The sequence below is a fragment of the Streptomyces sp. NPDC029526 genome, from assembly GCF_040637405.1.
Lineage (GTDB): Bacteria > Actinomycetota > Actinomycetes > Streptomycetales > Streptomycetaceae > Streptomyces.
The window spans coordinates 25,684-50,314 of sequence record NZ_JBEZWE010000015.1 but is presented as its reverse complement, the minus strand read 5'-3'; the positions used below and the strand labels follow the sequence as shown (position 1 = coordinate 50,314).

Here is a 24,631-nt window from a genome sequence, read left to right as displayed (position 1 = left end):
TCAGCTCACCACTCCGGTCATGACGCCCACGGGCACGGCGACGAAGCCGGCCGTGAGCAGCAGCGCGAGTACGTTGGCGGAGATCTTCAGGGCGCGGTCACGGGTCCTGCTGCCGACGCCGAGGGTCTGGGCGGCGCTCCAGAAGCCGTGCCGGATGTGCAGTCCGAGCGCGAGCATCGCGACGATGTAGATGACGTTGCCGTACCAGGTGGAGAAGGTGTCCACGACGTTCTGGTAGGGCTTGCCGGACTCGAACCCGCCGGCGTGCACGTGGCCGGTGGTCAGGTCCAGGATGTGCCAGACGATGAAGAGGCCGAGGATGACCCCGCCCCAGCGCATGGTGCGGGTGGCGTAGCTGGTGCGGGCCTTCTTGTGGACGTACTTGCTGGGGCGCGCCTTGATGTCGCGGCGGCTGAGCTGGTACGCGGAGACGGCGTGCGCGACGACCGCGAGGACCAGCACGACGCGGACCCCCCACAGCGCCCACTCGTAGTGCAGCAACGGTTCGCCCAGGGTGCGCAGCCAGTGGGCGTACTGGTTGAAGTCGTCGGTCCCGAAGAAGATCTTCAGGTTGCCGAGCATGTGCGCGACCAGGTACAGCAGCATGATCAGGCCGCTGACCGCCATCACCGTCTTCTTGCCGACGGTCGAGTCCCACACGCTGCGTGCCATGGACGGTCGTCGGTCCGTCCGCGTTGCCAGAGCCATGTCATCAGACGCTAGGGCCGAAAGGCCTCATCGGTCCAAGACATGGAACGCCTCGTTTCCATAGGGATCACCTATGGCAGGGCTAGGATGGCCGTATGCAGTTCCACCAGCTCCAGTACTTCGTGGCCGTCGCCGAGACCCGGCACTTCACCCGGGCCGCCGAGCTGGTCCACGTCGCGCAGCCGTCGCTGTCGCAGCAGATCAAGGCCCTGGAGCGGGAACTGGGCGCCGATCTGTTCCTGCGGGCGCGCGGCAACATCACGCTGACCGCCGCGGGCGAGGCGCTGCTGCCGCTGGCCCGTCGGATCCTGGCGGACGCCGACACGGCCCGGCACGAGGTGCAGGAACTGGTGCAACTGCGCAGCGGCCGGGTGCGCCTGGGCGCCACCCCGAGCCTGTGCACGGGCCTGCTTCCGGACGTGCTGCGCGCCTTCCACGACCGCTACCCGGGCATCCGGCTGCTGATCGAGGAGGGCGGATCGCACGACCTGGTCCGGGAGCTGGCCCGCGGCGCCCTCGACCTCGCCCTGGTCGTCCTGCCGCTGCCCTCCCCCTCCCCCGCCCTCACCACGGTGGAGCTGCTGCGCGAGGACCTGGTGGTCGTCTCCTCGCCGGACGCCCCCGCGCCGGGCCGGGGCGGGCGGTCGGTGCGCATCGCGGACCTGGAGGGCGAACGGCTGGTGATGTTCCGGCACGGTTACGACCTGCGGGAACTGACCGTGGCCGCGTGCCGGGCGGAGGGCTTCGAGCCGGACTTCGCGGTGGAGGGGGGCGAGATGGACGCGGTGCTGGGCTTCGCCCGGGCCGGCCTCGGGGTCGCGGTGGTGCCCCGCATGGTCGCCGCGCGCTCCGGCCAGGGCCTGCGTGTCACCCCGCTGGCCGGTCCCGGCCTGGACCGCACCATCGCCCTCGCCCACCGCAGCGACGTCGCACCCCCGCGCGCGGCCCGCGAACTCCAGCGGATGCTGCTGGAACGCTGACCGGCGCGGGCGGGACCGGCTCCCGCGGGGACGGCCGGGGTGCCCCGGCCCCGGCTCCCGCCGCCGTGCGGGAGCCGGACGACGCCGCCGCCGGGGCTCAGCCCGCCGCGTCCACCAGGGCGAGTTCGTGCAGGCGCTCGGGCGGGCCGGGGCGGGCGTAGTACCAGCCCTGGGCCGTGTCGCAGCCGAGTATGCGCAGTTGCTCGGCCTGGGCGCCGGTCTCCACGCCCTCCACGGTCACCGCGAGGTCGAGGCTGTGGGCGAGCGAGACGATCCCCTCGACGATCTTGAGGTCGACCGGGTCCGCCGGGAACTGCTGCATGCTCTGGGTGAAGGAGCGGTCCAGCTTCAGGATGCTCACCGGGAGCCGGCGCAGGTTGGCGAGGTTGGAGTAGCCGGTGCCGAAGTCGTCCAGGGCGATGTCGACGCCCATCTCCGCCAGCCGGCGCAGCGGTTTGAGCAGGTCGTCGTCGGCGCCGATGAGTGCCGACTCGGTCACCTCCAGGCACAGCGCGTCGGGTGCCACGCCGGCCCGTTCCAGGATGTCCACGGTGTCCTGCACCAGGCCGGGATGGGTGAGCTGGCAGGGCGAGAGGTTGACGTTGATGCGCAGCGGGCCGAGCGTGTCCGTGCCGCCGAGCCGTTCCTGCCAGTCGCGGGCCTGGCGCACCGACTGCTCGAGCACCCAGCGGCCCAGCGGCACGATCAGCCCGGTGTGCTCGGCGAGCGGGATGAACCGGTCCGGGGAGAGCACCCCGTGCTGCGGGTGCAGCCAGCGCACCAGCGCCTCGGCACCGCGCACGCTGCCGTCGCCGAGGTGCACCAGCGGCTGGTACTCGATGAAGAACTCGCCCCGCTCCAGCGCGGCCGGCAGGGCGGTGGTCAGCCCGTGCCGGGTGATGGCGCGGCGGTCGGCCTCCGGGTCGGCGAGCTCGAACCGGTTGCCGCCCGCCGACTTGGCCCGGTACATCGTGATGTCGGCGCTGCGCAGCACCTCCGCCGCGCTGCGCTCCCCGGCCGGACCCTCGACGATGCCGATGCTGCCGCGCACGGTGAGTTCACGGCCGTCGATGCTGATGGGGGCGAGCAGCGCGTTCATGATGCGGCCGGCGAGTTCGTCGGCGCCGCGCCGGGTGTCGGGGCCGGTGGTCAGCGCGACGAACTCGTCGCCGCCGAGCCGGGCGACCATCTCGCCGGGCGCGGTGGCGCAGGCCTGGAGCCGGTCGGCGACCTCGACGAGCATCCGGTCCCCGGCCGCGTGGCCGAGGCTGTCGTTGACGGTCTTGAAGCCGTCCAGGTCGAGGTAGCACAGGCCGAACCGCTGGCCCTCCCCGGCGCCGAGGGCCTTCTCCAGGCGTTCGAAGAAGAAGGTGCGGTTGGGCAGTCCGGTGAGCGCGTCGTGGGTGGCCTCGTAGCGGAGCCGGAGGTTGAGCAGCCGCCGCTCGGTGGTGTCCTCCATGAGGGCGAGCTGGTACTGGGGGCGGCCGTCGGCGTCGCGCAGCAGGGAGACCGTGAGATTGGTCCACAGGACCGTGCCGTCGGAGCGGTAGAAGGCCTTCTCCAGGTGGTAGTGCTCGCGTTCGCCGCGCACCAGCTCCTCGTAGAGCCGCCAGGTCTGGGGGGCGTCGTCGGCGTGTGTCCAGTCCCGGACGTTGCGGCCGCGCAGATGGTGCTCGGAGATGCCGAACATGCGCACCAGGGCGCCGTTGACCTGCAGGACGGTGCCGTCGAGGTCGGCGATGCCGATCCCTATGGCCGCGCCCTCGAAGACCGCGCGGAACCTCGCCTCGGTGGCGTGCAGCGCCTGCGCCACCACCCCCTGGGCCTCCAGCGCGGCCCGCGCGACGGCCTCCTGCTCGGCCAGGGTGCGTTCGCGCAGTGCCTGGGCGAAACCCGCCGCCATGGCGTGCTGCAGCCGGGAGCAACGGGCCCGCAGGGCCTCGCGGTCGCCGTCCCCGCCGCAGTAGAGGACCAGGTAGGCGTCCACGCAGTCCAGGCTGCGGCTCAGCGCCTCCGGGTCGGTGCAGTGGGCATGGACCAGGGCGGCGCCGACGGCCTTCCCGGCCTCCGGGTCGAAGGTCCTGGCGAGCAGCGCCTCGCTCAGCCGCCGTGCGGGGTCGATCAGTTGGCGCTCGAACTCGGGCCGGGTGGACGAGGTGGAGGTCACCGGGTAGACCGCCCGGCTCCAGATCGTCGCGAACCGCCGCAGTCTGTCCTCCGGGCCGTCGGGTTCCGCGTTCACCGCTTGCGTCCCACGCCGGCGAATCCGGAGAAGGCGAACGGATCCACGTCCTCCTCGGGTGTCTCCGGCCGCCACCGCGGCATCGGCACCAGCCCGGGTTCCACCATGTCGTACCCCTCGAAGAACCGCGCGATGTCCTCGCGCGTGCGCATGATCAGCGGGTTGCGGGTGTTGCGGTAGACGTCCACGGCCCCCTCGGCCCGCTCGGGCGGCAGCGGGATCCCCTCGTAGGAGGCGTGGGTGAGGACGAGCATGCTGCCGGGCGCGAGGGCCTCGCGCAGTTCGGCCACCGCCGTGTACGGGTCGTCCGCGTCTTCCACGAAGTGCAGTATGGCAACCAGAAGCAGGGCGACCGGCCGGTTCAGGTCGATCAGCCGCTCCACCTCGGCACTTTCCAGGATCTCGCGGGGCCCCAGCAGGTCGGCCGCGACCACGTCGGTCCGCTCGTCGCCCCGGAGCACCTCCCGGCTGTGCGCCACCGCGACCGGGTCGTGGTCGACGTACACGACGTGCGCGGCGGGTTCGGCGGCCCGGGCCACCTCGTGGACGTTGCCGAACGTGGGGATGCCGGAGCCGATGTCGAGGAACTGCGTGATGCCCTCGCCGACCGCGAAACGCACGGCTCGTCGCATGAAGGCACGATTCGCCTGCATGATCTTGGGCAGTCCCGGCATGAACTCCATGGCCTTGCGCGCCGCCTCCCGGTCGACTTCGAAGTTGTGCGACCCGCCCAGGTAGAAGTCGTACATCCGGGAAACGCTCGGCACCGTGATGTCGATGCTCCGTGGGGCCCAGGCGGGACGCTCCATGTATGTCTCCAAGGCGAAGGCGATCCGGTGTTCGAGAGCAGAGGCTACTGATCGCCCGCCAACGGAGCGACCTGAAACGGAAATTGACCGTCCGTTCCCGGTCACTGCCTCTGGCACGTGCCGAATTGATACCCCGATAGATGGTGACGAAAAGTACCCGCGGCATTCCGGAGAGTTCCGGTGTGCCGCGAAAGACGGGGAGAAGGACACCGAAATTTCCCCGAGTTCCAGTCAATCACAGCAAAACGGTCCGCCCCTCCGCGCGCGGCGGAGAGGCGGACCGGGGTCGGCGGTGCCGAAGTGGACGACACCCTGGGGAGGTTGCTACTTCTCCGGCGCGCCGACCGGCTTGCCGTCGGGACGGACGGCGTACCACGTGCCGCCCACGCCCTGACCGTTGGTGTCGCCGGGTTCCTTGTCCCCGGCGAAGGTGTAGATGGGCCAGCAGTTGATCGTCTGCTGCCGGGCGCCGTCGGGGCGGGTGAAGGTCATGTAGTTCTTCTTCTGGATGCCCTTGGTGTCGTCGATGTCGACGGGGGCCACCACGGGCCACTTGTCCAGGCAGGCGCCGGTGCAGGCCGAGACGGGCTTCGGCCAGGCCTCGTCCTTCGCGAAGCGGTAGACCGTCATCCCGTTCTTGTCGACGACGATCTCGCCCAGCTTCGGGTCCTTGCGGGTGGACAGTCCCGGCTGGTCGGCCGCCTGTGCCTTCTTGCCGTCGGGCGCCAGCGCGTACCACTTGCCGCCCACGCCCTGCCCCTTGGTGTCGCCGGCGTTGACGTCCTTGACGTAGCGGTAGGCGGGCCAGCCGGCGACGGTGAGCTGCTTGGTGCCGTCGGAGCGGGTCACCTCGCCGAGCAGCGAGGCGTCGATGCCCTTGCCGGCCGTGGCGTCGTCGGCGGGCACCGGGGGCCAGGTCGCGGCGCAGTCGCCGTCGCAGTTCGACTTGGGCGGCTTCGCGGAGTCCTGGTCGAAGCGGTAGAGGGTGAGGCCGAGGCCGTCGGTCACCACCTTGCCGAGTTCGGCGCTGTCGGCGGCGGACAGTTCGCCCGCGGTGTTCGCCGGTCCGGCGGAGGGCTGCCCGGCCCCGCCCGCCTTGTCCCCGCCGGCGCCCGCGTAGTCCCCCGCCCCCGCCGTGGCGCCCACGTTCTGGCTGCTGGAGGGCGGCGGAGCGTCCTGACCGCACGCCGTCGTCAGCGCCAGCACCGCCGCGGCGCTCGCCACCAGGGAGGCGGTCCGCCAGGAGGTCTTCATCGTCAACTCCACATCATCGCCAGGGTCGTGCAGCGCTCTGCCGTGCCGCCGCTCGACGATGGGTACGCACCGGAGCACCGGTCGTGTTCAAACCGCCCGGGACTTTTTCCGGAACTCCCGGTTCCTCGACCGGGGTGCGGTGCTCCGGAGCCGACGCCGGCGCCTCGGCCGACCGCTCACCGGCGGGAGCGCCGGTACCCCGGGCACCCGCTCCCCGAGACGGCCGCCGGCGCCCCGGGGTGACGCCCCGCACACCCGTGCGCCGTCGTGGCCGCACAGCCCGCCCGGGCTTCAATCCCGCACAGCAGGAATTAGCTCCATCGGGGCAAACGACCGGTACCCGGGCGTGTCCCCGCACCTCCGGGCTCATGATCTTCGTCGTGCAAGGACTCGTACCGACCTCCTCGGCCCTCGTGGCCCGCGTCCTGGCCGCGGCGGCGCTGGGCTGGGCCCTACTCGGCGCGCCCGGCGCGGCGTCGGCGGACGCCTGCGCGTACGCCTCGACCGGACCGGACGGCACCGAGGCGGTGGCGGTCGCCGGCAGCATGACCTGGCCCCTGCCGCCGAAGTGCTCGCCCCCCGCCCCTCCTCCGACGCCCACCCCCACACCGACACCCACACCGCCGCCACCGCCGCCTCCACCACCTCCGCCACCTCCGCCGCCGGAACCGGAGCCGACCCCTCCCCCGCCGCCGAAGCCGAGCCCGACGGTCCGGCCCGCGCCGCCGGCCCCGCCCCCGCCACCCGCGGCCCGGCCCACGCCACCTCCGGCCCGGCCGGCCCCTCCGCCGAGGCCGCGCCCCGCCCCCACGCCGGAGCCGACGGTCACGCCCACCCCGCGTCCGTCCGTGACTCCCGTGCGCTACCCGGTGCCGCGTACGGCCCCCCGTGTCGAGCGCCCCACCCGCGGCGCCACCTCGCCGCTCACCTTCGTCCTGCTCATCGCGACCCCCGCGGTGGTCGCCGTCGCCGCGCTGCGCCCGCGCTGAGCCCCGGACGCCGGACGCGCGCCACCGACCGCCGCAGGGCGGTCGGCCCGCTCACTGTCCGACACCTTCCGGGTGTTCTCCCGCGTGCTCTTTCGTGTGCTGTTTCGCCTGTTCCCCGCTGATACGCGGACTCGTTCTGGAGGCACCTCTTGCCGGAATGGCTTGTTCTCACCCTCGCGATGCTGGCCGTCTGTGCCGTGGTGGTGGCCATCACCGTCATCCGGCACCGCCGGGCCGCCGACGACGAGGACCCCACCGAGACACCCGACGTCATCGAGTACATGACCATGTGGATCGGCGTGGTGTACGCCATCGTCCTGGGTCTGGCCATCGCCGGCGTCTGGGAGGGACGCGGCGCCGCCGAGGACCACGTACGGGCGGAGGCGGTGGCCCTGCACGAGATCTCGGAGCGGGTCCGGGTCTACCCGCCCGAGACGCGCGACCGCATCCGGGACGACGTCGACGCCTACGTGTCGTACGTGGTGACCACCGAGTGGCGCACCATGGCCGAGGAGGCCCGGGTCACCGGGCGCGGCACCGAACTCCTCGACCGCATCCGCCGGGACGTCACCGACTACGAGCCGCGCACGGACTTCGAGGCCCAGGCCTACCAGCCGCTGGTCGACCAGGTGGCCGCCGCCGACCAGGCCCGCAGCGCCCGGGCGGAGTCCACCGGCGAGACGATGCCGGGCGTCGTGTGGTTCGGGCTGATCACCGGCGGGGTCGTCACCGTCGGGATGATCTTCGCGCTGCAGATCCGGCGCACCCCCCGCGAACTGGTGCTCGCCGGGATGTTCTCCGCGCTCATCGCCTTCCTGCTGTTCCTCATCTGGGACTTCGACATGCCCTACAGCCGGGGCATCACCGCCTCCGCCGACCCGTTCCTCAACCTCTTCCCGCACCTGCGGGACTGAGCCCGGACAGCCCCGGGCCCGCCGCTCCCCGGCCCGCCCGGGGAGCGGCGGGCCCGACGACGCGCGGGGGACACCGGCACCGACCGGCTGCGCCTGGCCCGCGAAGGCGGCTGCTGCCCGGACCCGTACGCGGAACTCCGCCGCCCGCGCCTCTTACGGCATCCGTGGCGTCTGCAGCGGACGCCACGCCGGGCCGGTCCCCCGCCGGGGGACCCGGATTCGCCCGCACGGCTCTCCGGAATGACCCGTTCGCGCTACTGCGATCGCGCGGGCGGGTGGGCGTTTCTAGCGTTTCGCCCATCGAGGCGCATCCCTGCCCCGCGCGGAACAGGTCCGCCGCTGCTCCTCGGGACCCGGAGGATCCACATGCACGCGATACGCGTCGCGTCCGCCGCCCTGCTGGGCGCCGGCGCCCTCGCCCTGGCCGCCGCACCGGTGGCCGTCGCAGGAGACGTCACCCCGTTCGGCTTCGGCGTCGAACCCGAGGTCGTCGACCCGGGCGACACGGTCACCGTGTACATCGACCGGGCCGGGGGTGGCTGCAAGGGCCACGCGACGGTCTCCTCGCCGGTGTTCGACACCGTCGCCCTCCCGCCGAAGAAGTCCCGGGCGAAGGCCGTGGTGGACTGGGACGCGCGGCCGGGGGCCGTGTACCAGGTGGCGTTCACCTGCGACGGCGTCACCGGCACCGCCCCGCTGACCATCGCCTCCGACCGACCGGTGCCGCTCCCCACTCCGGTGCCCGTGGAGCCCTCGCACCCCAAGGGCGTGCACGCCGGCGAGGGCGGCAGCCTCACCGGACTCGACGCGGGCCGCGTCGGACTGGGCGCCCTGGTCGTCGCCGGTGCGCTGGGCGCCGCGTACCGCCACGTCCGCCGTCCGGGACCGCAGGACGAGTCCTGAGGGGGCGTCCTCGACGGGCGGTCCTCCCGACGGACCGTCTTCCTCGTCGGGCGGTCGTCCCGACGGATGGTCGTCCCGAGCCGTCCTGACGGGCGGTCGTCGACCGGCCCGTTCGACCGTCAACCGCCGTGGCCTGAGGCCGCTGTGACGACCCTTCCCTGGCGGAACGAGCACCATGACCGCCGGCCGACGCCCCCCTCTCCCCGCTCCCCCGTCCCCCCGCTCCCCACTCGGCGGGCTCGGTGGTCTCGGTGGGCTCGGCGCACCGTCCGCCCCGCACCGGCCGCCCGGACCGCGGCCGACAGCCCTCCGCCCCGGCGCCGATGGCGTCCGGGGCGGAGGGCTGCGGTCACGTGCGAACGGGCCGTCCGAGGGGAGGGGACCTCAGAGCCGGGACTCGGATCCGGCGCTCAGATCCGCTTCTCGGCGCGACGGCGCATCCAGAACACGCCACCGGCCGCGACGGCCGCGGCGACCAGTCCGCCGCCGATGGCCATGTCGGTCGGGGTCGCACCGGTGGTGCTGGAACCGCCGAGACCGCCGCGCACACCGCCGATGACGGTGAAGGCGCCCGAGCGGGTCAGGGTCCGCCCGGAGCAGTGCACGGTGATGTCGTACGAGCCGGGCCGCGCGTCGGAGTTGACGGTGGCCGTGCCCCGGGAGGTGCCGCGGGACCCGCTGACCGGCGTGAGGTGGGTGCGCGGGAAGGCGTTGGACGTGGCGTGCCCGCCGTTGGGGCAGCCGTCGACGGTGATGGTCAGCTGGCCGCCGCGGGCGATGACGCTGGGCAGGGCGGTGATGTTGGACGGGCTGGCGACCCCGCCGCCGTCCGAGACGGCCACCGGGGCGTCGGCGACCGCGACCGGGGCACCGAGGCCGAGGACGGCGACCGCGGCTGCGGCGGCTGCCAGGGCACGTGAGTTGCGCATGTGATCCTCCGCGGAAGACGCCCCGGGTCCCGTACCCGGTGTGGATCGGCGAGAAAGCGCCTCCCGGAAGAACCCTCAGTTGCCGTGCGGGCGCCCGCATGTCGGGACTGGTCCGTCCTGGTGAGCGGGTCGCCGGGCTTCGCGCCCAAGATCGTTCATCGCCGCAGGTCACGCCCCGCGGGGCCGTCCTCGTCCGGCGGTTCCCCGGATGGCGCACCGCCGACCGCCCGGGGCACCCGTTCGGCGCCGTCCCGTCGCCGGTTGCGCCCGCGGAACCTAGCGTTTCAGCCATGCGCCGGTGACGCGGCGACGGCCGCGTCGAGAGGGGAAGAGCGAATGTCTGCTTTCGAAGCGGCCCAGGCCGAGGAGGAGGCACGGCGGAAGAAGCGCGCGCCGTGGGGCGTGATAGCGCTGGTGCTGCTCACCGGCCTGGCGCTGATCCGCAACGGGTCGGGGGAGTTCGACGTGGGTCCGCCGCAACCCGCCAGCGCGGCGGCCGCCGACACCCGGGCGCCCGTGGCCGGGGCGGCCCAGCCGCTGCCGTACGCGCTGCCGGACCGGGTGCGCATCCCCGCGATCCAGGTCGACGCGCCGATCATGGCCGTTGGGCTGGACGCGGAGGGCTGGGTGGACGCGCCGCCGGCCGAGGACCCCAACCTGGCGGGCTGGTTCACCGGCGCGGTCACCCCCGGCGAGAAGGGCACCGCGGTCGTGGTCGGCCACGTCGACAACCAGCAGGGCCCCGCCGTGTTCTACGGGCTGGGGGCTCTGAAGAAGGGCAACCAGGTCGAGATCGCCCGCCAGGACGGCAAGACGGCCGTGTTCGAGATCTACGGCATCGAGGTCTTCGCCAAGAACGACTTCCCCGGCGACCGGGTCTACGCCTCCAAGGGCGCCGCGGAACTGCGGGTCATCACCTGCGGTGGCGGTTTCTCCCAGCAGGACGGCTACGACGGGAACGTGGTCGCCTTCGCCCGCCTGACCGAGGTCCGCTGAGCGCGGGCCCGGCCGGGCGGGCAGAGGTCCTTCGGGCGGGAGGCCGTTCGGGCGGGCAGCCGTCGAGGCGGAAGGCCGTTCAGGCGGGGACTCGGCGCGGCACACCGATGTGGTAGCCGGCGTCCAGCAGGCCGGGCAGGTACTCGCGCAGTGCCCGGACGCTCTGCGAGCGGTCGCCCCCGGCGTCGTGGGAGAGCACCACGACGCCGGGGGCGGCGCCGTCCTCCACCCGGTCGACGATCGTGCGGGTGCCGGGCTCGGTCCAGTCCAGGGTGTCGACCGTCCAGGCCAGGGGTTCCATGCCGAGTTCGGCACCGAGCCGGAACGCGGTGCGGTTCCAGGCGCCGTACGGGGCCCGGAACCACCGCGGGCGTTCGCCGTACCCCTCCTCGATGACGTCGCTGGTGCGTTCCATCTCGGAACGGATGCGTCCGCGGCCGAGGCGGGTCAGCAGGGGGTGGGACCAGGTGTGGTTGCCGACGACGTGGCCCTCCTCGGCCATGCGGGCCAGCAACTCCTTGTGGTAGGAGGCCATTTCCCCGCAGACGAAGAACATGGCGCGCACGTCGTACTCGGCGAGCGTGTCCAGGATGGCGGGGGTGTAGCGGGAGTCGGGGCCGTCGTCGAAGGTCAGCACCATGGTGCGGCCGCGCCCGGAGATCCGCAGCAGCGGTTCGCTGCGCACCGGTGTCCGGCCGGGCACGGCGCGCGGGGCGCCGTGCCCGGTGAGGGGCTGGAGGCGGTACGCGGACGGCTTCAACGGGCGGGCGGCCTGCGCCCCGGGGACGGGCGGGGCGGGCGCCGGGGCCGTCGGGTTCCCGGAGAGCGCCGCGAAAAGACCCGCCGCGCCGGCCGCCCCCACTGCGGTGGCACCGGTGAGCAACGCCCGGCGCCGGGTGAGCAACTGATCCTTCTTCATGAGTCATCAGTCGCCCGGTGCGGGCCCGGCGCTCTGCCGCGACACCGGTGTGGCGGCACGATTCCACCCGAGCGGCCCAGTTTCGGGACGGGCCCCCACCCGGCCGGGTGCGCCCGGCGCCCACGCCGGGCGCACCGGGGTCCGGGGCGGGCGCACCCGGGGTCCGGGGCGGGCTGGAGTCCGGCGTCAGCGGCGGCGCACGAGGGGGAACGGGAGCGTCTCGCGGATGGTCAGTCCGGTGAGGAACATGACGAGGCGGTCGACGCCGATGCCGAGGCCGCCGGTGGGCGGCATGGCGTACTCGAGGGCGTCGAGGAAGTCCTCGTCCAGTTCCATCGCCTCGGGGTCGCCGCCCGCGGCGAGCAGGGACTGGGCGGTGAGCCGGCGGCGCTGTTCGACGGGGTCGGTGAGTTCGGAGTAGGCGGTGCCCAGCTCGGTGCCGAAGGCCACCAGGTCCCAGCGTTCGGCGAGCCTCGGGTCGGTGCGGTGCGCACGGGTGAGCGGGGAGACGTCCGTGGGGAAGTCCTTGTAGAAGGTGGGCAGTTGTGTCTTCTCCTCCACCAGCCGCTCGTACATCTCCAGGACGACGACGCCGGGTCCGTCGTCGTCGGTGTAGGGCACGCCGACGCGGTCGCAGAGGCGCAGCAGTTCGGGCAGCTCGGTGCCGGGGCCGATCTCCTCGCCGAGGGCCTCGCTGATGGCACCGTGGACGGTCTTGACCGGCCAGGTGCCGGAGATGTCGTACTCGGTGCCGTCCTTGTGGGCCACGGGTGAGCCGAAGGCGGCGGTCGCGGCGCCCTGGACGAGTTCCCGCACGAGGTCCAGCATCACGTCGTAGTCGGCGTGCGCCTGGTAGGCCTCCAGCATGGTGAACTCGGGGTTGTGCTTGTAGGAGACGCCCTCGTTGCGGAAGGTGCGGCCCATCTCGAAGACCTTCTCCATGCCGCCCACGCACAGCCGCTTCAGGTACAGCTCGGGGGCGATGCGCAGGTACAGGTCGAGGTCGTAGGCGTTGATGTGGGTGGTGAAGGGGCGGGCGTTGGCGCCGCCGTGGATCTGTTGCAGCATGGGCGTCTCGACCTCGAGGAAGCCGCGTTCCAGCAGGCCCTGGCGCAGGGCCTGCACGGCGGTGGAGCGGCGCCGGACGACGTCGCGGGCCTCGGGGCTCGCCACCAGGTCGAGGTAGCGGCGGCGGACCCGGGCCTCGGGGTCGGCGAGACCGCGCCGCTTGTCGGGCAGGGGGCGCAGGCACTTGCCGACGAGCTGCCAGGAGCTGACGAAGACGGTCGGCTCGCCGGTGTCGCTGACGCCCGCGCGGCCGGTGGCGCTGATGTGGTCGCCGATGTCGGTGTCGGCGGTGAAGCGGTCCAGGGCGGCGCCGGAACCGTCACGGGTGAGGGCGAGCTGGTGCTGTCCGGACCAGTCGCGCAGGACGACGAAGACGATGCCGCCGAAGTCGCGGACCAGCATGATCCGGCCGGTGACGGTGACGTCCTGGCCGGGCCGGACCTCGGCGAGGGTGTGGGTGCGGGCGGGGACGCCGACGGGGTAGGGGTCGATGCCCTGGGTGCGCAGCCGGTCCAGTTTCCGGTGCCGGACCCGCACCTGGTCGGGCAGGTGTGCGAGGGGGTCCTCGGGCTCGGTCCCGTCCCCTCCGTCGAGGCCGAGCGCCGCCAGGGACGGCAGGCCCTCGGTCGTGGCGGGCCGTTGCTCCTCCCGGGGGCGCCCCTTCTCGCGGAGTTCGCGCAGGGACGGGACGCGGACGAACCCCTCGGCGACGGCGGAGGCGAGACCGACCCGGGCGAGGGAGGCGGCCTCCCCGTAGCAGAGGAAGCGGGGGTACCACTCGGGGTGGTACTTGGCGTTGGAGCGGTAGAGCGCCTCCAGCTGCCACCAGCGGGAGAAGAAGAGCAGCAGGCGCCGCCACAGCCGCAGCACCGGGCCGGCCCCGATGCGGGCGCCCTCCTCGAACACCGAGCGGAAGACGGCGAAGTTGAGGGAGATCCGGCGGACGCCCACCTTGGGTGCGGCGGCGCACAGCTCGGCGATCATGAACTCGGTGACGCCGTTGGGGGCTTCGCGATCCCGGCGCATCACGTCCAGCGAGACGCCGTCCCGGCCCCACGGGACGAAGGAGAGCAGGGCGAGCAGCCTGCCGTCGGCTCCGTGGGCCTCCACCAGCAGGCAGTCGCCGTCGGCGGGGTCTCCGAGGCGGTCCAGGGCCATGGAGAAGCCGCGTTCGGTCTCGGTGTCGCGCCAGGCGTCGGCCTTCTCGACGATCTCCCGCATCTCGTCGTCGGAGAGGGCCGAGTGGCGGCGCACCCGGCATCCGGCGCCGGCGCGCCGCACCCGGTTGACGGCCTGCCGGGTGACGCGCATGTCCCGGCCGTCGAGGTCGAAGCCGGCGACGTGCAGGACCGCCTCGTCGCCGAGCTGGAGGGCGCCGAGCCCGGCCCGGACGAAGGCGCGGGCGCCCTCCTCGGAGGCGCCCATCACGGCCGGTGTCCAGGCGTGCCGGCGGGCCACCTCCAGCCAGGCGTCGATGGCGTGCGGCCACGCCTCGCGGTCGCCGACGGGGTCTCCGCTGCCGAGGCAGACGCCGGTCTCGACGCGGTAGGTGACGGCGGCCTTGCCGCTGGGCGAGAAGACGACGGCCTTGTCCCGGCGGGTGGCGAAGTAGCCGAGGGAGTCCTGGTCGCCGTAGGCGCGCAGCAGGGCGCGGATGCGGGTCTCCTCGTCACCGTGCAGGGCGGCTTCCAGGCGCTGGGAGCGGAAGAGGGTGGCGGCGGCGTTCAGCAGGGCGAGCGCGCCGAACAGGCCGAGGAGGAAGAACAGGGGGCGCGGCGGGCTGCCGTCGAAGGTGCCGGCGGGGACGAGCCCGCCGAGCACGCGGTTGGCCGCCCAGGCGAGGCTCTGGCCGCGGGGCAGACTGCCGGGGAACAGGGCCACCAGGGCCCAGCCGGCCAGGACGGCGACGACGAGTCCCGCGACCAGGACGGCCAGCGCCCGCCGTACCGCTCCGCGGCGGGAGAGGGCGTAGAACTCGCCACGGGCCACGATCAGCACGCCGAGGGCGACGGCGCAGACCGCGAAGGACGGGAGGGAGTCGGCGTACTCGCCGACCGCCATGCCGATCACGTCGGCGAGCAGCAGCAGCCCGAGGTAGACGACGACCAGCCACCAGGCGATCCTCTTGCGGGCGGCGGTCGCCGCGGCCAGCAGGAAGAGGAACACCGCGTAGGCGAGGTTGGCGCTGACCGGCACCAGGAGCAGTTCCAGCACGTCGGTCAGGGGCCGCAGGCCGGTGCGCAGGGGCGGGATCACGGCGAGCAGGACGCACAGCGCCCCGAGTGCGGCGAAGAAGACCGCGAAGACCTGGGGGACCCGGCCGGGGAACAGGCGGCCGGGGCGGCGTATCGGCGCCTGGGTGTCCCGGCCGGTACCGGTGTCCACGGTGGCACTCATGTTTCGACTGTAGGAACACCTCGGCCGCCCCGCGCGTCGAGCGGCCGGGAGCGGTGCCCCCGGACCCGGACGCCGGCTCCGGACGCCGGCCCCGGGGAGGCTGGCGCGTCCGTTAGCCTCGCACACGTGACGGAATCGCAGGCGCGACGGTACGAGCGGGGCACCGACGGTCCGAAGGTGATCGTGGTGGGCGTGGACGGTTCGGAGTCGTCGCTGCGGGCGGCGGCGTACGCCCTGGGGCTGGCCCGGCGTCAGGGGGCCGTACTGGCGGCCGTGTACGTGCGGCCCGTGATGGCGGCGGGCGCGGCGCTGGGCGCGCCGGTGGCGGACGCGACCGACGAGATCGCGCAGGAGCTGGTGGCTCAGCTCCGGGAGGCGGCCGAGCGGGTGCGGGACCTGTCCGCCCCGCGCTGGCAGTTCCACACGTTCCGCGGCGACCCGTACAACGGTCTGGTGAGGGCGGCGGACGAGCTGCGGGCGGACGCGGTGGTCGTGGGTGCCTCGGAGAAGGCGGGGCACCGGTTCGTGGGGTCGGTCGCGGTGCGGCTGGTGAAGGCGGGGCGCTGGCCGGTGACGGTGGTGCCGTAGGGCCTCGGGCGGGTGCCCGGCCGGGGCGTCGGTGGCGGGCGACCGGGCCGGCGGGACGGACGGGGCCTGACCGGCGCCGCCCTCCGGAGGCCGTCGGGGCGCCCCGGAGGGTCCGGGGTGGCCGCCGGTCAGGTGTCCGTTCCCTCGGGCTGTCCTCCCCCGGCCTCCCGTCTTCTGCTGCGCCTCCGGTGCCTCGTTCCGCTACTTCCCCATGACCAGTCCGTCCTGGGCCGCGCCCCGGCTGAGCACCACGTCGCGGATGCGGTCGCGTACGGCCTTCACCTCGGCTCCCCGCTCCAGGGCCCGGTTGAGGTTGACCACGCGTCCGGCGTCCACGTCGAACAGCTGGGGGACGAACTCGGCCCGGGTCACCTGCCAGCGCTCCCCGGGGCGGGCCGGCGGGGCGAAGGTGAAGCGGCCCAGCGTGGACTGGTTGCCGCGGGGGTCCTTGGCGCCGTCGTGGTTGACCATCTCGCCGGCGATCTGGTCGCCCATGCCGTAGATCACCCAGGTGCCGTTGACCTTCTCGTACGCCTGGGGGACGTGGGCGTGGGTGCCCAGGACGAGGTCGACGGCGGGGAGCCGGCCGGCGCGGGCGGCGGTGAGGGAGCGGGCGAGGGTCACCTGCCGGTCGTCGGGTGCCTCCTGCCATTCGGTGCCCCAGTGGACGGAGACCACGACCACGTCGGCCCCGGCGGTGCGGGCGGCGCGCGCGTCGGCGACGATCCGGTCCTCGTCGATCAGGTCGACGGCCCACGGCTGCCCCTCGGGCAGCGGGATGCCGTTGGTGTCGTAGGTGTAGGCGAGGTGGGCGACCCGGGCGGCCCCCGCGCGGTGCATCGTCACCGTGCGGGACTCCTGCTCGGTGCGGGCCGCTCCGGCGTGCCGGACGCCGGCGCGGTCGAGCGCGTCGAGGGTGCGGCGGATGCCGTCGGCGCCGTCGTCGAGCGTGTGGTTGGAGGCGGTGGAGCAGCCGTCGTAGCCGGTGGCGGCGAGGGCGCGGGCCACCTCGGGCGGGGACTTGAAGGTGGGGTAGCCCGTGTAGTCGCCGTTCTCGCCGTACACGGTCTCCATGTGACACAGCGCCAGGTCGGCGTCCGCGACCACGGAGCGGACCCCGGCGAGCATGGGGCGGAAGTCGTAGCCGGTGCCGCCCGCGTCGAAGCGGGCGCGGTCGATGACCGACATGTGCGGCAGGACGTCGCCCGAGGCGACGAGGGTGAAGCCGCGGGCCGCCGGGGCGGGGGCGGGGTGGCCGGTTCTCGACGGCCGGTGGTCCCGGGCCTGGCAGGCGGCGCCGGTGGCGAGGACGACGGTCAGGGCCAGGGCCAGCCATCGACTCCGTGTGATCATCACTTCACCCCACTGTAGTCATATTTACTGACAATCAGATACAAATCTGACCGTGGGGTCCTGTCGCTCCGACACGCTCAACAAGCCGTCCGGCGTGCCGGAACGGCCGCCTCAACCGTTCGTCGAACCGTTCGTCGACGCGATCGACCGTCCGCCGCACGCCCCTGCGCGCGCCCTGTCCCCGGACGGCGCCGTGCGTTGCCATACGGCCATGACGGCCGGAATCACACTCACGAACGGGACCACCGCCGAGCACGAGCTCGCCGCACTCCAGCGGGAGCACGGCCGGCCCCTCTTCGCGCTGCTGCTCCGGCTCTGCGACGGGGACCGGCAGCGCGCGGAGGATCTGGTCCAGGAGACACTCGTACGCGCCTGGCAGCACCCCGAGGCCCTGCGCGCGGACGACTTCGACTCGGTGCGCCCGTGGCTGCTCACCGTCGCCCGGCGGCTCGCCATCGACGCCCGGCGGGCCCGGCAGGCCCGGCCCGCCGAGGTCGGGGACGCCGTCCTGGAGAACGCGCGCGTCATCTCCGACCACGCCGAACGGGCCGCCGCCGCCCTCGACGTCCGCGAGGCTGTGAAGACTCTCACTCCCGAGCACCGTGAAGTCCTGGTGCTGGTGTACTTCCAGGGGGCGAGTGTGGCGGAAGCCGCGGCAGCCCTGGGCATCCCTCCCGGTACGGTGAAGTCCCGCGCGTACTACGCGCTGCGCGCCCTGCGCCGGGTGCTTCCGGGATACGCCGCCGACCTGCGGTGAAACCGGCGGCTGAGTCAAACCTCCGTAAAGCGCCTTGCCGACTGCCCCGGTTGAGTAATCGGCTGTCCTCATCCGTGTTCCGGACCGGGGGCCCGGCAGCGGGCGACGCGCACGTGACGGAGGAAGGCAGGAAGGGATGCTGCACAGAGGTCAAGAGAGCACGGAGGGTCCAGGAGACGGCCGACTGGTCGTCCCCATGGCCTGGTTGTACGCCGAGTACATCGCCGACGAACTGCTGCGCAGCGGCGACCTGATGCCGCCGACGTCCTTCGAGTTCCGGGCCGGCCGGGACGCGCTGGCGCTGACCGTCTTCCTGTCCGACACCGACCGCGAACTCTCCGGCATCCGGGTGATCACGCAGTTGGAGACCTGGCTCTCCCTGACCGCCTACGACCAGCCGTGGCAGGAGTGGGTGGACGAACGCCTCGCCGACCTGTCGGCCGACGCCGCGGCCACCGGGAGCGCCCCCGACCCCGACCTGGAGCTGGCCCGGGCCGCCTGGCGCTGGCTGCAGGAGACGGAACTGCTGGCGCCCGACCTCAACGCGGTCCCGGGCGGCGGCGCGGGGGGCGGGGAGGACGAGGGACCGAAGGTGTGGACGCCGGCCTGGGAGCTGGGACTTCCCCTCGGCCACCTGGCCATCCACCTCTTCTAGGGTCCGACGCGGGGCGCGCCGCGGAGGCCCTGGGGCACCCGCGGTGCCCGCGGTGCCCGCGGTGCCCGCGGCGCCCTGGTGCCCCCGTGAGCCGGTCCGCGCCGTGAACGGCGCGGCATGTGCAGGGCGCGGCACCTTGACCGGCTGGGCGCCTTGACCCGCTCGGGCCCGGGAGCGGGCCGCCACCGGGGCCGGCTCGGCACCCGGACCGGGCCGCCACCGGCACCGGCTCGGGCCCGGGAGCAGAGCCCGGCACGTGCGGCTCCACGACCGGTGCAGAGGGCCCCGGGGACGTCCCCCCGTCCCCGACGGCCTCGCCGCACAGGCATGCACGGGGCCCCTCCGCCCGGTCCGAACGGCGGGTCCCGGCGTCGGCGGAAAACCGACCAATCCGTGGGCCGGAGGGCTCCGAATCCTTTGGTTACGATTCGGTCCGTTGCTTGAGTGATTCGGCTGCCTGGTGCGTACCGGTGGGAGCAAGGAGTAACCCCACCCGCACCCAACGGCACGAGGATTCGGCATGAGGTCCCTGGAGAGGCATCGCGACGTCGGCGCCTATGCGCTCGGCGTGCTGGACGAGGCGGAGGCATTCCGCTTCGAGGACCACCTCATGGAGTGCCCCAGCTGCGCTGCCCAGGTGACCGAATTCGGCCCGGCGACGCGTCAGTTGATGCTCTACCGGCGGTCCACCCCGCGGCTGGTGCACCCCCTGGCCAAGCCGGGCCCCCGGATGCTGGACCGGCTGCTCGCCGAGGTGGCCACCCGCCATCGTGCCGGACGGCGCAGGCTGATGCTGGCGCTCGCCGCCTCGGTGGTGTTCGCGGTGTCCGCCCCGGCCGTCGCGATCGTGACCGGCGGGGGTGACGAGGGGCGCGGGAGCGTCGCCGCCACCGACACCCGGACCGGGGTGTGGGCCCAGGTCACCTCGGACGACGAGACCTGGGGCAGCAGCATCGAGGTGCAGGTCAAGGACGGTGCGGGGCCCCGCACCTGCCACCTGGTGGTGGTGGGCCGGGACGGCTCGGAGGAGACCGTCACCAACTGGCGGGTGCCCGGCCGGGACGGCCGTCCGCACACCATGGTCGCCGGTTCCGCCCTGCGGTCGGGACAGATCGACCGCTACGAGGTCCGCACCTCCGAGGGCGAGCACCTGGTCACCGTGCGACCCCACTGACCCGGCCCGCCGCCCCGCCCGCCGGCCGTCCGAGAGGGCGCACCCGGGCAGGTCACTTCAGCAGCCGGGACAGCCTGCGGTCGGCCAGCGGCTTCCCGCCGGTCTGGCAGGTGGGGCAGTACTGCAGGGACGAGTCGCTGAAGGACACCTCCCGGACGGTGTCGCCGCACACCGGGCACGCCTCCCCGGTGCGGCCGTGCACCCGCAGCCCGCTCTTCTTCTCGGCCTTCAGCCGGCCCGCCGCGATCCCCCGGGACCGCTCCACCGCGTCGGTGAGCGTCGAGCGCAGCGCCCGGTACAGCCGGGCGGTCTCCTCCTCGGTCAGTGAACCGGCCGGCTTGAACGGGGACATCCGGGCCGCGTGCAGGATCTCGTCGCTGTAGGCGTTGCCGACGCCCGAGATCAGGCTCTGGTCGCGCAGGGCGCCCTTGAGCCGGCGGCGCTCACCGGACAGCAGGCCCGCCAGGCGCGCCTCGTCGAAGTCGTCGGCCAGCGGGTCGGGGCCCAGGCGCGCGATGCCCGGTACCTGGGCCGGGTCGCTCACCACGTACACCGCGAGCCGCTTCTGCGTGCCCGCCTCGGTGAGGTCGAAACCCGCACCGGTCTCCAGGGCCACCCGCATCGCCAGCGGCCCCTTGCCGGGCCGGGGCGGGCCGCCGGGCAGCGGGTCGCGCCACTGGAGCCAGCCCGCGCGGGCCAGGTGGGTGACGACGTACGGGCCGCCGCCGGTCTCCAGGGCGAGGAACTTGCCGTACCGGTGCACGGCGGTGACCTCGCGGCCCTCGACGGCCGACGGGGGCGGGTCGTAGGTCTTCAGGACGCTGACGGCCACGGGCAGCACCCGGACGATCTCGTGGCCGACGAGGTGCTCGGCCAGGAAGTCCTTGAGCGCCTCGACCTCGGGGAGTTCCGGCATACGTCCAGGGTGCCACCCGGGGCCCGCGCGGTCAGTCCCGTTCCGTCCCGTCGGGCAGGGCGAACTCGCCCCACACGCACTTGCCGCCGCCCCGGGCCTCCACGCCCCACAGGTCGGTGAGCATCTCCACCAGGAGCAGACCGCGCCCGGACACCCCGGCCTCGCCCGCGTCCCGGCGGCGCGGCAGGGCGCTGGAGGAGTCCTCGACCTCCACCCGCAGCCGCCGCTCGCCGCCCGTCATCAGCCGGAGGGTGACGACGGCCGAGCCCTCGGTGTGCATCAGGGCGTTGGTGATCAGCTCGTCGGCGGCCAGTTCGATCTCGTCGGCGCGGTCGCGGGCGCCCCAGGCGCCGACCGCGGCCCGGATCATGCGCCGGGCCTCGGAGAGCGCCTCCGGGTCACCGGGGGCCACGTGCTGCTGGAGGCGCCCTCCGGCGCGCGGGCTGTCCAGCGGGCGGCGGCGCAGCACCAGCAGGGCCACGTCGTCGTCGCCGCGCCGTTCGTCGGCCACCTCGATGAGCCGGTCGGCGAGGTCGCGGACGTCGTCGGGGCCGGTGCCGACGAGCGCGGCCAGCGTCTCCATGCCCTCGTCGAGGTCCGTGCCGGGCTGCTCGACGAGCCCGTCGGTGCACAGCAGCAGCGTTTCGCCGGGGTCCAGCTCCATGGTGCCCACCGGGTAGTCCAGGCGGCCGAACTCGGCGGACAGGCCGAGCGGCAGCCCGCCCGGCACGGGCACCCTCCGGCAGGAACCGTCGGTGCGCCGCACCAGGGGGTCCAGGTGCCCGGCCCGGACCACCTGGAGCACGCCGGTGGACAGGTCCGCCTCGGCGTAGAGGCAGGTCGCGGAGCGGTCGGTGTCCAGTTCGTGCAGGAAGACGGAGGCGCGGGCCATCACGGTGGCGGGCGGGTGGCCCTCCGCGGCGTAGGCGCGCAGCACGATCCGCAGCTGGCCCATGACGGCCGCGGCGTGCGTGTCGTGGCCCTGGACGTCGCCGATGACGGCGCCGACCTTGCCCCCGCCGGAGGTGGTGCCGCCGGGCAGCGGGATCAGGTCGTACCAGTCGCCGCCGATGTCGCGGCCGAGGGATCCGCCGAGGGTGGCGCCGCGGTAGCGGACGGCGACGTCGGCGCCGGCCACGCTGGGGATGGTGCGGGGCAGCATGGCCTGCTGGAGCCCCTGGGCGAGGTCCATCTCCTGCTCGTAGAACATGGCCCGCTGCAGGCACTGCGCGATGCTGCTGCCGAGGGCGACCAGGATGTTGCGCTCCTCCGGCGAGAAGCCGCGCCGGTCGCTGTAGAGCAGGCCCATGGCACCGATGGGGCGGGCCTGGACGATGAGCGGCAGGTAGGCCGCCGAGGTGACGTTCAGGCCGTCGAGGTGCGGCCACAGCAGCGGGTAGCGCTCGGCGAACTCCTCGGGCGACTCGATGAAGCAGGGGCCGAGGGTGCGGACGGCCTCGCTCATCGGGTACGCCTCCTCGATCCCGGTGACCCGGGTGCCCGGCACGAAGCTGCCGACGGGCCCCTCCGCGATCAGCCGGATGCGGCCCGCCTCGACCAGGCCCATGACGAGGCTGGTCGCCCCCAGGTGGGTGAGTCCGTGGGTGTCCTTGAGGACGTCGATGACGTCCTGCACGGTGCGGGCGTGTGCGAGCGCGGCGGTGGTGAGCTGCACGACGTTGGTCTGTTCCCGGCGGGCGGTCTCCTGGGCGGTCTCCTGGCGCCGGGCCGTGCTGTCGTTGAGCTCCTGGGTGGCGTCGCGGACGATGCCGATGATGCGCTGGGGACGGCCCGTCTCGTCCCGGCGGATGTAGCCCTGGGTGTGGGTCCAGCGCAGCGAGCCGTCGCGGCGGCGGAGGCGGAAGTAGGCGCCGTAGTTCTCGCTGCCGTCCTTCAGCGCCTGCGACACGGCGGCGTCGAGCCGCTGGGCCTCCGCGGGCGGCACCCGGGCGGACAGGGTGGCGGGACGGTCGTCGTACTCCTCGGGCCGCACGTCGAAGATCTCGCGGGCCCGGGCGTCCATCTGCATCACGCCGGTGTCCAGGTCCCAGTCGAAGCTGCCCATGCGGTTGAGCGCCAGAATGGGGTCCGGGTGGTCCGGCCAGTCGTCCGGGAGTGACAGCACGCCCGCTCCCCGATCAGCCATGGGGCCACCTTGCCAGGATTCACCCGAATCTTCGACCGCTGTGCGGGGTACGCGGGGGTGCGTCGCGGACGGTCCCCCGGCCCGCCCGGTGGCGTCGGGGCGTGCCGGGACGCGGTGGGCGCCGGTGACGGCGGGTGTGCCGCGGGCCGGCACGGCCCGGGCCGCCGTTCACCCGGGCAGGTGACACCTGCGGCGCGGTGGCGGCCCGGGGCGCCGGACCCGGCGTACGACGGAGCGTCCGCGCCGCGGGGCGGGACGCCGGAGGGAGGCCGCGGCCGTGGAGTGGTTCGGCGCGCCGGAGTACTGGCTGACCCGGGAGGTCTTCCAGCGGGGGCTGGCCGCGCTGTACGTCGTCGCCTTCCTGACGGCGGCGCTGCAGTTCCGGCCGCTGCTGGGCGAGCGCGGCATGTTGCCGGTGTCCCGGTTCGTGGCGCGGGTGCCGCTGCGCCGGTCGCCGAGCTTGTTCCACCTGTATTTCTCGGACCGCTTCTTCGCCCTCGTGGCGTGGACCGGCTGCGCGGTGTCGGGGGCGCTGCTCGCGGGGCTGGGCTCCGTGGTGCCGCTGTGGGCCGCGATGCTGCTGTGGCTGGTGCCGTGGCTGCTGTACCTGTCGATCGTCAACGTGGGACAGACCTGGTACGCCTTCGGCTGGGAGTCGCTGCTGCTGGAGACCGGGTTCCTCGCCGTGTTCCTCGGCAACGACGAGGTGGCTCCGCCGGTCGTGGTGCTGTACCTGCTGTGGTGGGTGCTGTTCCGCGTGGAGTTCGGCGCGGGACTGATCAAGATGCGGGGCGACGCGTGCTGGCGGGAGCTGACGTGCCTCTACCACCACCACGAGACCCAGCCGATGCCCGGCCCGCTGAGCCGGTTCTTCCACCACCTGCCCCGGCCGCTGCACCGGGTGGAGGCGGCCGCCAACCACGTCACCCAACTGGTGGTGCCGTTCGCGTTGTTCGCCCCGCAGCCGGTCGCCTCGGCCGCCGCCGCGCTGATGATCCTGACGCAGCTGTGGCTGGTGCTGTCGGGCAATTTCGCCTGGCTGAACTGGCTCACCGTGGTGCTGGCCCTGTCCGCCCTGCGGCTGCCGTCCGACGCGCCGCGGGTGCCGGGTCCCCCGACGTGGTACGTGGTGGTCGTCCTCGCGGTGTCGGCCCTGCTGCTCCTGCTCAGCCACCGGCCGGTCCGCAACATGGTCTCCCGTCGCCAGGTGATGAACCGCTCCTTCGACCCGCTGCACCTGGTCAACACCTACGGCGCGTTCGGCAGCGTCAGCCGGGTGCGCCACGAGGTGGTCATCGAGGGCACCTCGGCACGGACCCCCCACCCGGACTCCGACTGGCAGGCGTACGAGTTCCGCGGCAAGCCGGGCGACCCTCGGCGCCGGCCGCGCCAGTTCGCCCCGTACCATCTGCGGCTCGACTGGCTGATGTGGTTCGCCGCGCTGTCCCCCGCGTACGCGGAGCCGTGGTTCGGCGCGCTGGTGCGGCGGCTGCTCGAGGGCGACCGGGACACGCTGCGGCTGCTGCGCTCCTCCCCGTTCCCGCCGGACGCACCACCCCGGTACGTCCGCGCCCGGTTGTTCCGCTACCGCTTCAGCACGCGGCGGGAGCTGCGGGAGACGGGCGCCTGGTGGCAGCGGACGTACGTCCGGGAGTTCCTGCCACCCACCCGGCTCGGGGACGTCTAGGCGGAGCCGGTTCGGATCACCGGGCGGAGCGGAGGGGACCGGCCTCGCAGCCGGCGACTCGGCGCGCGACGCCGCCGGCCACCGGCGGACCGGCCAGGCCCGAGAGCACCGTCGGAGAGCACCGCGTCGTCGCACACGGCCCGGGCGCTGTGATGGGGCGCCGCTGGTGCGTCGCTCCCCGTGTCGACGCGGGCGCCGCGTTGCACGTGGCAGCCCGGCACCTCGTCCAGGACGGACGAGAAGTCCC

The 24,631-nt window shown here is 73.7% G+C and carries 20 protein-coding genes; 10 read left to right on the top strand and 10 right to left on the bottom strand.

What is annotated here, in order from left to right; all coding sequences use genetic code 11:
• Positions 1 to 672, bottom strand: coding sequence for a succinate dehydrogenase (locus tag AB0F01_RS25055; RefSeq protein ID WP_362099892.1), 672 nt, complete (start codon positions 670 to 672; stop codon positions 1 to 3).
• A 131-nt stretch (positions 673 to 803) separates the two neighbouring features.
• Between AB0F01_RS25055 and AB0F01_RS25050 the strand changes: the two genes are divergently transcribed.
• Complete coding sequence (locus tag AB0F01_RS25050; RefSeq protein ID WP_362099890.1) at positions 804 to 1,688, top strand: LysR substrate-binding domain-containing protein; 885 nt, start codon at positions 804 to 806, stop codon at positions 1,686 to 1,688.
• A 97-nt stretch (positions 1,689 to 1,785) separates the two neighbouring features.
• On the opposite strand, the gene AB0F01_RS25045 is transcribed toward AB0F01_RS25050, so the two are convergent.
• The 3 genes from AB0F01_RS25045 to AB0F01_RS25035 form a co-directional block, all read right to left on the bottom strand.
• Positions 1,786 to 3,930, bottom strand: a complete 2,145-nt coding sequence (locus tag AB0F01_RS25045) for an EAL domain-containing protein (protein WP_362099887.1) — start codon at positions 3,928 to 3,930, stop codon at positions 1,786 to 1,788.
• The gene (locus AB0F01_RS25040; protein WP_362099884.1) at positions 3,927 to 4,739 is read right to left on the bottom strand and encodes an SAM-dependent methyltransferase; all 813 of its coding nucleotides are present in this window, start codon (positions 4,737 to 4,739) and stop codon (positions 3,927 to 3,929) included. The genes AB0F01_RS25045 and AB0F01_RS25040 overlap by 4 nt, the downstream gene beginning before the upstream one ends.
• 324 nt (positions 4,740 to 5,063) lie before the next feature.
• A complete protein-coding gene (locus AB0F01_RS25035; RefSeq protein WP_362100101.1) occupies positions 5,064 to 5,993 on the bottom strand; it encodes an SCO0930 family lipoprotein in 930 nt (309 codons plus the stop codon).
• A gap of 848 nt (positions 5,994 to 6,841) precedes the next feature.
• Here AB0F01_RS25035 and AB0F01_RS25030 point away from each other — a divergent pair.
• The 3 genes from AB0F01_RS25030 (at position 6,842) to AB0F01_RS25020 (ending at position 8,799) form a co-directional block, all read left to right on the top strand.
• Positions 6,842 to 6,982, top strand: a complete 141-nt coding sequence (locus tag AB0F01_RS25030) for a hypothetical protein (protein WP_362099881.1) — start codon at positions 6,842 to 6,844, stop codon at positions 6,980 to 6,982.
• Between the two features lie 149 nt (positions 6,983 to 7,131).
• Positions 7,132 to 7,896, top strand: coding sequence for a hypothetical protein (locus AB0F01_RS25025; RefSeq protein WP_362099878.1), 765 nt, complete (start codon positions 7,132 to 7,134; stop codon positions 7,894 to 7,896).
• Between the two features lie 366 nt (positions 7,897 to 8,262).
• On the top strand, positions 8,263 to 8,799 hold the full coding sequence (locus tag AB0F01_RS25020) for a hypothetical protein (protein WP_362099875.1): 537 nt from the start codon (positions 8,263 to 8,265) through the stop codon (positions 8,797 to 8,799).
• Between the two features lie 410 nt (positions 8,800 to 9,209).
• On the opposite strand, the gene AB0F01_RS25015 is transcribed toward AB0F01_RS25020, so the two are convergent.
• Positions 9,210 to 9,728 carry a hypothetical protein gene (locus AB0F01_RS25015; protein ID WP_362099872.1) on the bottom strand — a complete coding sequence of 173 codons (519 nt, stop codon included), beginning with the start codon at positions 9,726 to 9,728 and terminating at the stop codon, positions 9,210 to 9,212.
• A gap of 336 nt (positions 9,729 to 10,064) precedes the next feature.
• On the opposite strand from AB0F01_RS25015, the gene AB0F01_RS25010 reads away from it, so the two are divergent.
• Positions 10,065 to 10,724, top strand: a complete 660-nt coding sequence (locus AB0F01_RS25010; protein WP_362099870.1) for a class F sortase — start codon at positions 10,065 to 10,067, stop codon at positions 10,722 to 10,724.
• A gap of 79 nt (positions 10,725 to 10,803) precedes the next feature.
• Here the strand turns inward: AB0F01_RS25010 and AB0F01_RS25005 are convergent, their stop codons facing one another.
• Both AB0F01_RS25005 and lysX read right to left on the bottom strand, forming a co-directional pair.
• Positions 10,804 to 11,643, bottom strand: a complete 840-nt coding sequence (locus tag AB0F01_RS25005; RefSeq protein WP_362099868.1) for a polysaccharide deacetylase family protein — start codon at positions 11,641 to 11,643, stop codon at positions 10,804 to 10,806.
• 186 nt (positions 11,644 to 11,829) lie between these two features.
• Positions 11,830 to 15,108 carry a bifunctional lysylphosphatidylglycerol synthetase/lysine--tRNA ligase LysX gene (gene lysX, locus AB0F01_RS25000; RefSeq protein ID WP_362099865.1) on the bottom strand — a complete coding sequence of 1,093 codons (3,279 nt, stop codon included), beginning with the start codon at positions 15,106 to 15,108 and terminating at the stop codon, positions 11,830 to 11,832.
• A 126-nt stretch (positions 15,109 to 15,234) separates the two neighbouring features.
• On the opposite strand from lysX, the gene AB0F01_RS24995 reads away from it, so the two are divergent.
• Complete coding sequence (locus AB0F01_RS24995) at positions 15,235 to 15,696, top strand: universal stress protein (protein ID WP_362099862.1); 462 nt, start codon at positions 15,235 to 15,237, stop codon at positions 15,694 to 15,696.
• A gap of 201 nt (positions 15,697 to 15,897) precedes the next feature.
• On the opposite strand, the gene AB0F01_RS24990 is transcribed toward AB0F01_RS24995, so the two are convergent.
• The gene (locus AB0F01_RS24990) at positions 15,898 to 17,049 is read right to left on the bottom strand and encodes a CapA family protein (protein ID WP_362099859.1); all 1,152 of its coding nucleotides are present in this window, start codon (positions 17,047 to 17,049) and stop codon (positions 15,898 to 15,900) included.
• 211 nt (positions 17,050 to 17,260) lie between these two features.
• On the opposite strand from AB0F01_RS24990, the gene AB0F01_RS24985 reads away from it, so the two are divergent.
• The 3 genes from AB0F01_RS24985 to AB0F01_RS24975 all read left to right on the top strand — a co-directional run bounded on the left by AB0F01_RS24985 (position 17,261) and on the right by AB0F01_RS24975 (position 19,635).
• Positions 17,261 to 17,806, top strand: coding sequence for a sigma-70 family RNA polymerase sigma factor (locus AB0F01_RS24985; RefSeq protein WP_362099857.1), 546 nt, complete (start codon positions 17,261 to 17,263; stop codon positions 17,804 to 17,806).
• 136 nt (positions 17,807 to 17,942) lie between these two features.
• Positions 17,943 to 18,461 carry a hypothetical protein gene (locus AB0F01_RS24980; protein ID WP_362099854.1) on the top strand — a complete coding sequence of 173 codons (519 nt, stop codon included), beginning with the start codon at positions 17,943 to 17,945 and terminating at the stop codon, positions 18,459 to 18,461.
• A 520-nt stretch (positions 18,462 to 18,981) separates the two neighbouring features.
• Entirely contained in the window at positions 18,982 to 19,635 is a 654-nt protein-coding gene (locus AB0F01_RS24975) for a zf-HC2 domain-containing protein (RefSeq protein WP_362099851.1), read from the top strand.
• Positions 19,636 to 19,687: 52 nt separating this feature from the next.
• On the opposite strand, the gene AB0F01_RS24970 is transcribed toward AB0F01_RS24975, so the two are convergent.
• Both AB0F01_RS24970 and AB0F01_RS24965 read right to left on the bottom strand, forming a co-directional pair.
• On the bottom strand, positions 19,688 to 20,551 hold the full coding sequence (locus AB0F01_RS24970) for a DNA-formamidopyrimidine glycosylase family protein (protein ID WP_362099848.1): 864 nt from the start codon (positions 20,549 to 20,551) through the stop codon (positions 19,688 to 19,690).
• A 31-nt stretch (positions 20,552 to 20,582) separates the two neighbouring features.
• Complete coding sequence (locus AB0F01_RS24965) at positions 20,583 to 22,697, bottom strand: SpoIIE family protein phosphatase (protein ID WP_362099845.1); 2,115 nt, start codon at positions 22,695 to 22,697, stop codon at positions 20,583 to 20,585.
• 277 nt (positions 22,698 to 22,974) lie between these two features.
• Between AB0F01_RS24965 and AB0F01_RS24960 the strand changes: the two genes are divergently transcribed.
• Positions 22,975 to 24,384 (top strand): lipase maturation factor family protein, encoded by a 1,410-nt coding sequence (locus tag AB0F01_RS24960; RefSeq protein WP_362099842.1) that lies wholly within the window; start codon positions 22,975 to 22,977, stop codon positions 24,382 to 24,384.
• The last annotated feature ends 247 nt before the right edge of the window (positions 24,385 to 24,631 follow it).